General features: G+C 64.7%; 8 protein-coding genes. 1 reads left to right on the top strand and 7 read right to left on the bottom strand.

The window, feature by feature from the left end; translation table 11 throughout:
* The 3 genes from O2807_07205 to O2807_07195 form a co-directional block, all read right to left on the bottom strand.
* On the bottom strand, positions 1-338 hold a 338-nt coding region (locus tag O2807_07205; GenBank protein ID MDA1000289.1), incomplete at its 3' end, for a PIG-L family deacetylase.
* Positions 335-1,852, bottom strand: a complete 1,518-nt coding sequence (locus O2807_07200) for a PHP domain-containing protein (protein ID MDA1000288.1) — start codon at positions 1,850-1,852, stop codon at positions 335-337. The genes O2807_07205 and O2807_07200, both read right to left, overlap by 4 nt.
* Positions 1,849-3,024 carry a glycosyltransferase family 4 protein gene (locus tag O2807_07195; protein MDA1000287.1) on the bottom strand — a complete coding sequence of 392 codons (1,176 nt, stop codon included), beginning with the start codon at positions 3,022-3,024 and terminating at the stop codon, positions 1,849-1,851. Before O2807_07195 ends, O2807_07200 begins: the two co-directional genes overlap by 4 nt.
* A 330-nt stretch (positions 3,025-3,354) precedes the next feature.
* Between O2807_07195 and O2807_07190 the strand changes: the two genes are divergently transcribed.
* Entirely contained in the window at positions 3,355-4,119 is a 765-nt protein-coding gene (locus O2807_07190) for an SDR family NAD(P)-dependent oxidoreductase (protein MDA1000286.1), read from the top strand.
* Here O2807_07190 and O2807_07185 read toward each other — a convergent pair.
* The 4 genes from O2807_07185 to O2807_07170 form a co-directional block, all read right to left on the bottom strand.
* Positions 4,116-5,837, bottom strand: coding sequence for an asparagine synthase C-terminal domain-containing protein (locus O2807_07185; GenBank protein ID MDA1000285.1), 1,722 nt, complete (start codon positions 5,835-5,837; stop codon positions 4,116-4,118). The two genes, O2807_07190 and O2807_07185, sit on opposite strands and share 4 nt — an antisense overlap.
* Positions 5,830-6,969, bottom strand: coding sequence for a glycosyltransferase family 4 protein (locus tag O2807_07180; protein MDA1000284.1), 1,140 nt, complete (start codon positions 6,967-6,969; stop codon positions 5,830-5,832). Before O2807_07180 ends, O2807_07185 begins: the two co-directional genes overlap by 8 nt.
* A gap of 5 nt (positions 6,970-6,974) precedes the next feature.
* Complete coding sequence (locus O2807_07175; protein MDA1000283.1) at positions 6,975-8,768, bottom strand: O-antigen ligase family protein; 1,794 nt, start codon at positions 8,766-8,768, stop codon at positions 6,975-6,977.
* 33 nt (positions 8,769-8,801) lie between these two features.
* The coding region (locus O2807_07170; protein ID MDA1000282.1) for a hypothetical protein at positions 8,802-9,402 on the bottom strand (601 nt) is incomplete at its 5' end.

Here is a 9,402-nt window from a genome sequence, read left to right as displayed (position 1 = left end):
GTGTGGACGGTGCGGTGGTCCTGATGGGTATCGTTCCCGTGATGCACGAAGATGATGTCTGGCTTCGTTTTCTCCATCATGCCTTCGAGAAAGGAGATGAAGTCCTTATCGAGGGGGATGCGCGTGTCGGGGTATTCTCCGAAGGTCAGCTCCTGGATGCCGAGGATTTCCGCCGCCGTCTCCTGCTCGCGCCGCCGGATGGAAGCGTCCCCGCCCTCGCCGCCCTGGGTCAGGACAAGCATGTTGACGCGATGGCCGCCGGCGGCGTAGCGGGCGAGGGTTCCGCCGCATCCGTATTCCAGATCGTCGGGATGGGGCCCGATGGCGAGTATGTTCATGGGGTTTCCTTTTTGCCTGAAGCCGCGTCCACTCTCCGAACGAAGACGGGGTTGGTGAGCAGGTGTTCTCCGTCGATGACTTTGATCTGCTGCATGCCCTTGACATCAAGCCGGTAGTAGAACCGCTGTTGCGGGATTTCGTCGGTGTCGGAAAAATCGACCCGGAGCGGGGTCATGCCCTCGAAGATGCGCACGACAGCTCCCATGCGGATGAGCCGGGCCCGCACCTTGACGGACGCCCCGTTCTGCGTGTTGATTTCAAACCGCACGCGGGGCGGGCCGTTGAATCGAACGGTGCCGCCCAGGCTCTCCGAAGTTTTTTCGTCGGGCGAGAGGATGCGGAACTCCTCCAGCTGGAGCCGGGCGTCCGTGTAGCCGCGAACAGTGTAGAACCTTCCGTTGATGAGGGAGCGAAGGAAGGCGTCCTCGGAAATTTCCTCCATGAGAAATACGTTGGTGATGTTCCCGAGCCGTTTCCGCCCGCCGAGTTCCTGCTCGCTGTGGAAGTCGAGCCCGCCGTATCCCCAGATGGGGCGGGGGCGCAGGCCGTTCAGGAACCCGACCAGGATCTTGTCCCATTCCTCGCCGGGATGGCTGGCCTTGAAGCGATCCTCGTAGATGGCGTCGAAGCCCCAGTACCCGGTGGTTTTGATGAGCACCTCCGAGTGGGGCGCCGTCTTCATGATGGCGGGGCCGACCTTCTGGTTTGTCAGCAGCGAGCCCTGGTGGGCCCAGAGGGCGAAGCCGCCCTTTTCCTCGGTGTAGTTGATGATCTCCTGGTAGGGGCGTACCCCCTGGGGGCCCGCCTGCGGGCTGAAGGGGCTGGACTTGAAGGGGTGGGCATCGAGAGCCCCGATGAGAGCCACGAGAAAGATGACGAGGCCCACCCACCGGGTGATGCCCCGGAAGAGAAGCAAAACGAGCGAGAAGAACAGCGGGATCAGGTAAAGGATCGTCCCGGGGAGGAGGTTCCAGAAGTAGCGGGTGCTCCAGCCGTTGTTGGGGATGGGGAGGTCCTGAACGGCTTTTCGGCCGAGCCCGAGCAGGAGGAGGTGGCGCCGCCAGTCGTGGATCGTCAGCTCGCCGAGGATCGGATTTCCGGTGGAGTAGTAAAAAGGCGCCGTTTCAATGGCCGGGAGGATGACCATGTTCGGATTCTGGCGCTGCAGCTCCTCGATGTCGTTGAAGTATTTTTCGACGCCGATCTGCAGGACGGACGGCCGCGCGTCCACCTGGCGGCTGATCAGGTTGCGGAAAGGGGGGAGCCCCCACGAGACGCGGACCAGATCGTGATCGGTGAAAACGACGATTTGGATGCCCGCCTCCTTGGCCTTTTGAACGATCTCCCGCGCCGTGAGCTCGCCGGTGCTGTAGGTGGTGTGGACGTGGATGACGCCGCGGTAGGGCTTCCGTTCGGTGCCCCCGGCGGCGCCGGCCATCGCGGTGCCCGTCAGGGCGAGCAGGATCAAGGCCGAGAAAAGCCCCGTCAGCAGGCGCCGGTGTAAGGGGTTCATGCAGGCGATCCTTTCTTTGCGGCGGAGGGGCGGATTTTCATATAAAGCGCTTCGATGCGATCGATCATCTTTTCGACGGAGTATTCGGAGGTCTGCCGCAGTCCCTCGCAGCCCATGCGCTCGCGCAGCTCGCGGTCGGCAAGAAGCCGCTCCATCGCTCCGGCCAGGGCCACGGGGTCGGCCGGAGGGACCAGCAGCCCGTTCCGTTCCTCCTCGATGAGCTCGGGGACGCCGCCGACCCGGCTCGCGATCACCGCCACTCCGGCCGCCATTGCTTCCACCACAGCCCGGCTCATCCCCTCGTTCAGGGAGGGGAGAACGAATATGTCCATCGCTTCGAGATAGCGTACCGCCGCATTCTGCCAGCCGGGAAAGAATGTGTTTTCCGCGATGCCGAGTTCACGGGCCAGGGCTTCGCAGTGGGCGCGCAGCTCCCCGTCGCCGACGAGGATCAGGCGGGCCTCCGGGTGCCGGGGAAGAATCCGGGCGAAGGCGCGGAGCAGATGTTCGTGCCCCTTGATCGGGTCCAGCCGGCCGATGGAGCCGATCAGCAGACACTCCGCGGGAAGCCCCAGGCTCCGGCGGCGCTCGGAGCGCTCCTCCGGCGAGCGGGGCGCGCCGCTTTTCGGCAGGGGGATTCCGCTGAAGATGCGGGTGAACAGCTCGGGTCGGCCGATGCCGACGGCGAGATGTTCTTCCTCCTCCAGGCGGGTGAGGGTGATGATGGCGTCGGTCCACCGCGCGGCGAGGCGCTCGGCCCAGATGAAAAGGCGGGTGACGGCGGGTCCGAAATAGCCGTAGAAGATATGCCCGTGGGGGGTATGGACTACGGCGCACCCGTTTGCCAGCCGCGCCGCAAGGCGCCCGAGGATGCCGGCCTTCGAGGTGTGGGTGTGCACGAGATCGAAGCCTCCCTTTCGGATGAGGCGGAAGCAGGCCCAAAGGGCCGAGAGGTCGCTCAGCGGGCGGAGGGAGCGGACGAGCGAGGGAATGCGCACCGTTTGAACCCCCAAAGCCTCGGCCTCCTCCAAAAGCGGGCTCTCTTCCGTGATTCCCGGTCCCACCGCCAGCGTCACTTCGTGTCCTGCGCGAATCTGGCCCATGCAGCTGTACAGAGTGTTATCCGCCGAGCCGCCGCGGTCCAGCCGGGTGATGAGATGTAAAATCCGCACGCCAACTCCTTGGATGAACCGCCCCGGCCAAAGTGTACCCCGGGTATTAATTCAAAAAATTAAAATAGTATCAAGCAGATACAAAGCCCCCGGGCGAAACTCTCCGGGCGTTGGCCTCCCGGGGCGGTTGTGCGGTCCATCGGTGCGGCGCCTCCTGATTTCATTCTACGTTTTCATTTCTTTTCATAAAAGGGGGAAAGTGGAGGAAATAGCCCGCTTTCTCCGGCGGAGAGGGGCCTTCCCTTTGTGGATCATACGCCGAAGTGTCAAAATCGGGGCCGCCCGGAGGGCCGGGGCGCGGAAAAGGTTCGATATGCATGGAGGCGGAAGATGACAGAGAAAATTCTGGAAGGAAAGCGGGCCGTTGTGACGGGCGCCTCGGGGGGGCTCGGTGCCGCGATCGCCGTCCGCTATGCCCAGGCGGGCGCGAGTGTCTGGGTGGCGGGCGGAAGCAACGCCGCCGGGATGCAGGAGACGGTGGATGCCGCCGCCCAGGCGGGCGTCAAGGCGGGCGGGGACTGCTACGATCTCTCGATCGGGCGGAACGCGGCCAAACTCGTGAACGACGGCATCGCTTTTCTGGGCGGCGTGGACATTCTGGTCAACAGCGCGGGCACCCGGAACCTCAGCAAGATCGTGGACGTTCAGGACGAGGCCATCGAGTTGCTCTTCGAGGTGAACGCCAAGCAGGCCTACTACGCCTCGCGCGAGGCGGCACGCTACATGGTGGGGCAAAAGTCCGGCCACATTCTCATGATTGGCTCCGACGCCGGGGAGCACGGCACCCCGGATTTTTCCCTCTACTCGTGTACGAAGACGGTGCTCCACAACCTGACGAAATGCCTCGCGCTGGAGCTCGGCCCGCTCGGGATCCGCGTCAACTGCCTGGCCCTCGGGCCCACGGCGAGCGGCCGGGGGAAGACGAGGCACGAAAACGATCCGGAAGTCGCCAAATCGCGCCGCGAGAAAGTCCCCATCCGCCAGTTTGGAGATCCGGCCAAAGTCGCCGAGACGGCGCTCTTCCTGGTCTCGCCCGTCAATGACTTCATGAACGGGGCGCGGGTGATGGTGGACGGCGGGATATCGGCGGGCTAAAGCGGCTCGGGGGGGGCGTCTTTCCCTTCCACGAACTGCGCGTACCACATGGAAAAAGTGGTCCAGGCCCAGAGGGGCAGGCCCCAGTCCGCCCGGCCGGCGGTGTGCCGGCGGTGGAGATACTCGATGGCCTCCGGATTGGCGATGTACCACCTCGCCACCCGCCCGGGGGCAAGGTGTTCGGCCGCCGTCTCCTTGAGTTCCTCGCGGAGCCATCTGTCCATCGGAACGGAAAAGCCCTGCCGCGGCCGGCGGAAGATCTCCTCCGGGATGGTGCCGGACAGCGCTTCTTCGAGGATTTTCTTTCCCCGCCGCCCCGACACCTTCCACGACAGCGGCATCGCCGCCGAGAGGTTCCACATCTCTGGTGCGCAGAAGGGCATCGCCAGCTCCACTCCCTGCGCCGCGGCGAGCGCGCCCGCCATCGGCGCCAGCGCCGCCCGGAGCCAGAGGTTGAGATCGATCTGGAAGATTGCGGACGCATAGCCGGGCGGAAAGCGCTCCGCCTCAGCCGATCGCCAGGGAAGATCGGGTATCTGCGCGAATTTTGGCATCGCTCCGAGAAGTTGTGCCTCCATTTCCTTCCCGAAAAAACCGTACATCGCGCGGTGCATCTCCTCCGGTCCTTTTTCTTCGGCCAGTGCCCGGCCGAGCGCCTCGCTGCCGCCCGCCGCGCGGGCGAGGAGCCCTCCGGGGCGCAGGCCCGCCGGAAGCCGCGCAACCCAGGGCCACCAGGGCGCCAGAATGTGCTTCGCATGGCCGCAGAACGTCTCATCGCTCCCCAGCCCGGTCAGGACGCGCCGCACCCCCCGCTCTCCCGCCATCGCGAGCGCCCGGTGGGTGGCGACGGCGGAGGCGTTTCCCCCGGGCGATTCCATGGCCGCCACGATCCAGCCCAGGCTCTCTCTCGCGTCCGTTCCGGTGATTTCGGCGTCCAGAAGCTCCGCGCCGTATCTCTCCGCCATCTCGCGGGCATAGGGCCGATCGGGGCTGTCCTTTGGGGAAACATGAATCGCGGCGATGGGACCCTTGCGCGCCTCGCGCAAGAGGGCGAGCAGGGCGGTGCTGTCGGTGCCCCCGCTGAGAAGGAGCCCCACCGGCGCATCCTCCGGCAGATCCGCCACCGCCGCGCGGACGGCCCCCCGGAGGGCCTCGAGAAGCCGTTTTGCGGCGTCCCCTCGCGACGGGAGAGCGGGGGGAGCGAGGGGGAACAAGGCGGCGTCCTCCTCATCATTCTGCGGGAAGCGGACCCGCGCCCCCGGGAATATCCGGCGCACCCGGCCGAGGAGCGTCCTCCCCGCCGGGACGGAGAGAAAAAGGAGAAAATGCGCACAGGAGGCCAGATGCAGCTTTTCTCCCTCGCCTTCTCGCAGGGTATCGGCGAGGCGCCCCCCGAAGCGGAGGCCGCCCGGCGATTCGCTGTAATAGAGCGGCTGCAGCCCCAGCGGGTCGCATCCCAATGCGAGGGACTGCTTTTCCCGCTCCCAAAGGGCGAAGGCGAAGCCGCCGCCCCACGCGCGGAACGCCGAGAGGGCCTCGGACGCTCTCTCAGGATGCCGCGCCAGCTCACGCGCAATCTCATCTTGCCGGATGCCGGCGGGCCCAAGGACGATGGCCTCGTTCCCTGTCGCATCGTCCCGGACGGGTGCGCACTCCGCCGCCCAGGCGAGCGGGCGGCCCTTGTCGTGATGCCGGAACTCGCCCGCAAGCCTATCCATTTGAGCGAACTCCCTCCAAAAGCTTGAGATAGGCCGTTTCGGTTTTCAGGGCGTGGGCCTCCAGCGTGAACTGTGCCTCTACCTTGCGCCTTCCCGCGCCCCCCATCTTCTTCCGGAGGGCATCATCCTCCAGCAGGCGTTCCATGGCGGTGGCCAGCGCCGCCGGATCGCGCGCCGGGATGAGAATCCCCGTCTCTTCATCTGTGATGATCTCGGGGGTGCCGCCCGTTCCGGTTCCGATGACGGGTTTTTCCATGGCCATCGCCTCGAAGATGGCCCGGCCGCACCCTTCCTGATCCGAGGGCACGACGCAGACATCGAGGGCGGCCATGAAGGGACGGACGTCGCTTTGGTAGCCGCAAAAGTGAATCCGATCATGGAGATTTCGCTCATGCACCTTATTGCGCAGGGCACGCTCGTGCGCCGATTCCCCCGAAAAAAGACCCGCGCCGATCAGCAGGAATTGCGCTTTTGGATATTTTTCAAGAAGCGCGATTGCCGCCTCGATGAAAGTGGCTTGCCCCTTGATGGGAGAGATGCGCCCCACCACCCCGAAGACGGTGGCCTCGGCGGGAAGGGAAAGTTTCTGCCGCGCCGCTTCGCCGGAGATGCCGGGGTGAAAGCGCCCGGTGTCCACTCCGTTGATGATGGTGATGGCGTTTTGCCGAAGTTTCCCCCTGAAGCGGAACCGCTCCCGGATGGCGTCTGAGTTCGAGATGATGAGGTTGGGAAGGAAGGAGAGATGACGGTCGAGGTCAATCTCTCCCGGGCCCGCCAGGACGCGGGCGTGCCAGATGACGGGCCGGCGCGCGATGCGACCGGCGATGGCGGCCGGGATGTTGGTCACCGGCGCGTTGGCGTGCAGGAGGGATGCGTTATTGTCCTGGGCGATTTTCGCGAGGCGGCCGCCGCTCCCCAAGAGCGCCCCGATCCGCCGGAGGGGGCGGTAGGCGTGGGGGATGACCTCGACGCCGAGCGCCCGCGCCGCCTCGGGAAAGGGACCCTCGGCGGGGCCGGCCAGAAGCGGCCGGAACTGCTCGCGGTCCAGGGTGCGGAAGAGCTCGAGCAGGCTGGTTTCGCCGCCGCTGATTTGTTCGTAGTGGTGGCAGTAGAGAATGGTGTACGGCGTCACGGTGTTTATCGAAGGTCTTTTTTCGGGAAGAATACGTGTTTCTTGCGTTCGGGCTTTGGACGCTCCAGGACAGCGGCGGCTTTTCCGTTCGCGGCGGGCTTCGGTCCGTTCGCGGGGGTCTCCTGGCGGGCCGCGGCCATCTTCACCAGGGTCTTATTCGGGTCCCGGAAGTGGAGTTTCTCGAGTTTTTCGAATTCCGCCTCGATGGCCTGCCGCTTCAGCTCGATGGTCTCGCGCTCCAGGAAGGATTCCCAGCTGGAGAGTTTCTTTTCGAAAACCCTTTCGGTGCTCTCCTCCTCGCCGGGCGCTTCCGCCTCGGGGGGAGCGGTCTCTTCTTTGGGGGTTTCCTCCTCGATCAGACCTGCCTCTTTGTACAGGGGCTCCTTCTCTTCCCATTTCTTGTTGCGGCGTTCTTGGATCTCGGGAATGACGACGACGATCGCCGTGAAGAGCATCCAGGGTTCCATGATGCGGAGAATGATGAAGGTGTTGGAGCCGAGGCCATGGATGGCGAGCCCGAACAGCCCCGCCAGATAGCCGAGCACAATCCCCCGCTGGTAGCGGTCCGGAGAGCCGCGCAGTGCGGCGATGCCGCACTGGAAGTAGGCCCACATCAGCCAGGCGAACGCGGCCATCCCGACGAGGCCGGTTTCCGCGAGGGTGCGCACGTACTGCGCATCGATGAATACCATCCCGGTGATGCCCCAGCCGAGGATGGGCTTTTGCTTCCAGCCGTCCACGGCGACTTTCCAGCTGTCGAGCCGGGCCGTGGTGGAGGAGTCCAGGCGCACGCCGCCCACCTCGAGCTGTTTGGCCCGGGTCTGCTTGCTCTGCTTGAACGTGAAGAGCAGGCGCTCCTTCACGGATTCGGGAAGCAGGGCGGGCGCCGAGAAGGAGAGCAAGAGGACGACGGCGAAAATTTCCTTTTTCTTGTGGGAAAAAAGGAGAAAGGCGAGAATCGACGCCGGAACGCCCAGCCAGGAAGACCGGCTTCCGGTGAAGAGCAAGGGGAGGCCGAGGAACGCGATGTAGCCGACCCACTTGAATATCTCCCGCGGGCGGCGGGACATGAGGAGCTGCCCGCCCGCCATGCACATCAGTATGAGAAGGTAGCCGCCCATCGTGTTGGGCTCGCCCGCTTCGCCCTCGAAGGGCGCCGACACACGGACGCCGGAGGGGATCTGGTAGACCCCGTAGGCAGCGATGACGATCGCGGTGATGATGGCGATGTTCATGAAGCGGCGGATGATGGCGCGCGTGTTGATGAAATTGATCGCCATGAAATAGACGACGAAGTACTCGATGTAGCGGAGGACGAAGAAGGTCCCGATTTTTCCCTTCACGGTTCCCGCCATGAACCCGAGAATGGTGGAAACCGCGCAGCTGAGCACGTAGAGGCCGATGGGGCGGTTGAGGGGGCTCTTGCGGACAAGGCCGAGATCCTTGTGGATCGCCGTCCGGGCGAACCAGGCGGCCGAGAGAATGACGAGAAGGATGTCGTCGAGGCGGACGACCACGGAGCGGCTGGGTTCGACGGAGGTGCCCCCCCCCGCCGCACCGGCGCCGATCTCGGGTGAGAGCAGCATGGACATGATCAGAAGGGCGACGCCGAATTCGGGGCTGAAGAAGCTGACGGCGAGAAGTATCGTGCCGATAAGGCCGGCGATGACCATGAAGGCCGAGGTTTTCGTCAGGGCGAAGGCGATCACGGTGCCGATCAGAACGATCCCGGAAATGAGGAGAAAGGGCGCAAGCCTCGGGCCTCCGGCGTGAGCAGCTCGTTTTTGGGAAAAGGCCATCAACAGCTCCTTCCACCGAAGGCGATGCGGCGTCTAGCGCGCGACGAGGCGGAACGGAATGGCTTGGCTTTGGAGCAGCCGGGCCGTCTCCACCGATTCACCCGGCAGGCGGAACGCCCCGACGAGGATGCGAACGGAATCCTCGTTCTTCTCCTCGCGCGGCGAAAGTCCCGCCGCCTTGAGGATAACGCGGAGGACATCCGCCTCGCCAGGGGCGAGGCGGCGGCCGACCTCCAGGGTGTAGGGGAGGCGGTCGACAAAGGGGTGCTCTCCCTTGGGAACGGCCGGAACGACGCGGTTTCGGAGGAATTCCTGGGCCTTGCCCAGGGTCTCGAAAGCCCCCAGGTAGAGGCGATCCAACAATCCCGATGAAGATGGAACCTGAACGAAATAGGCGGTCAGCCCGGCTTCCTTCAGGTGCCGCAACTGTTCCTCGGTGGTTTTTCTGAACCGGTTCACGCTCAGGATGATACTGAAGGGGGAATGGTGCTTGCCCGCCTCCTCGATGGAAGGGGTGGGGGGGCCTTGGTTGATACGGCGGAAGGCGGCACGCCGCTGCAAAATGATGGAGGAGAGTTTCGGACGAAGGCTCTCGCCCGGAAGGTTCAATCCACCTTGGGCGGGAGTGCCCACG

It is taken from the genome of bacterium (assembly GCA_027622355.1).
Lineage (GTDB): Bacteria > UBA8248 > UBA8248 > UBA8248 > UBA8248 > JAQBZT01.
This window is presented reverse-complemented; position numbering and strand designations above follow the sequence as displayed.